The organism is Anisomitus miae (SeqCode), assembly GCF_054906395.1.
In genome coordinates, this window is sequence record NZ_JBRACL010000001.1 from 93,303 (window position 1) to 94,999 (window position 1,697).

The 1,697-nt window shown below is 41.2% G+C and carries 1 tRNA gene, 1 rRNA gene and 1 other annotated feature (1 of these 3 only partly in view); both genes read left to right on the forward strand.

Annotation, left to right across the window (positions count from 1 at the left end):
• Positions 1-126: a sequence feature (mutual gap in cmsearch alignment for this rRNA model is longer than 100), on the forward strand; it begins 1,180 nt to the left of the window's first position.
• Between the two features lie 104 nt (positions 127-230).
• Positions 231-307 (forward strand) — tRNA-Ile (locus AALI31_RS00440).
• 339 nt (positions 308-646) lie between these two features.
• Positions 647-1,697 (forward strand): 23S ribosomal RNA (locus AALI31_RS00445); the annotation flags it as partial.

Below are 1,697 nucleotides of genomic sequence, written 5' to 3' on the forward strand. Positions count from 1 at the left end.
CCATGGGAGTTGATTTCACTCGAAGCCCAAATACCAAACTGGTTATGGTCCACAGTGGAATCAGCGACTGGGGTGAAGTCGTAACAAGGTAACCGTAGGAGAACCTGCGGTTGGATCACCTCCTTTCTAGAGTACATTTGAATATTCTCTCACAAGATATTCATTAAGCTTGATTAGAGCTTGTTTAGGTTTGAGAGATTGACAACTTTCGCATTTTGATTGTATTATTAGGGCCTATAGCTCAGCTGGTTAGAGTGCACCCCTGATAAGGGTGAGGTCACAAGTTCAAGTCTTGTTAGGCCCACCATAAAGTCTAATCAAAAAACTTACCCAAATTTTAAACCAAAGTTTTTTGATTAGACTTTCTAGTCTAAGTGTTATTTAAATTATCATTGTTAAAAGAAATCAAGTTTAATACAATTTTACAGGACTTGTTAAAGCTTTAAGCATTAAACTCTTGCAATTTAAGTTTAACTATCCAAACTTATTATTTTTATAATAAGCCAGTTAATGCTTTCCGTCTTGGGGTTTAAAGTTTAAATATTATAAAAGTTTAAAATTTCTAATTTATTTAAAATTTTAAATCATCTTTTATCTTTAACAAGGAAGTGATGCATTAGAATACACAATTTTGTAATTCGAATAAAGGTAAGCTACTAAGAGCAAATGGTGGATGCCTTGCCTAGTAGAGGCGATGAAGGACGTGCCAGGCTGCGATAAGTCTCGGGGAGCTGTCAAGGAGCTTTGATCCGGGAATTTCCGAATGGGGCAACCCAAATGATAGTAATATCATTTACCCAATGTGGAGCGAACTAGGGGAACTGAAACATCTAAGTACCCTAAGGAAAAGAAATCAATAGAGATTACGCTAGTAGCGGCGAGCGAACGCGTAAGAGGGCAAACCACTAGCTTGCTAGTGGGGTTGTAGGACTGCAATATAGAATAAACTTAGCTAATAGAATAGGCTGGAAAGCCTGAGCATAGAGGGTGATACTCCCGTATATGAAAGCTTCGTTTTACTTAGCAGGATCCTGAGTAGGACGGGACACGTGAAATCCTGTTTGAAGCTGGGTAGACCACTATCCAACCCTAAATACTACTACTAGAGCGATAGCGAACAAGTACCGTGAGGGAAAGGTGAAAAGAACGGCGGTGAGCCGAGTGAAATAGAACCTGAAACCATTTGCTTACAATCATTCAGAGCACTATGATTTATCAGTGTGATGGACTGCCTTTTGCATAATGAGCCTGCGAGTTGTGGTATCTGGCAAGGTTAAGCAAACCCGGAGCCGTAGCGAAAGCGAGTCTTAATAGGGCGTTAAGTCAGATGCTGCAGACCCGAAACGATGTGATCTATCCATGAGCAGGTTGAAACCGGTGTAAGAGCCGGTGGAGGACCGAACAGACGGCTGTTGAAAAAGCTCCTGATGACTTGTGGATAGGGGTGAAAGGCCAATCAAACATCGTGATAGCTGGTTCTCTCCGAAATATATTGAGGTATAGCGTTGTGTCGTAATACTAAGGGGTAGAGCACTGAATGGGCTAGGGCATACACCAATGTACCAAACCCTATCAAACTCCGAATACTTAGTATGTAATCACAGCAGTCAGGCGGCGAGTGATAAAATCCGTCGTCAAGAGGGGAACAACCCAGACTAACAGCTAAGGTCCCAAAATCTCATTTAAGTGGAAAACGA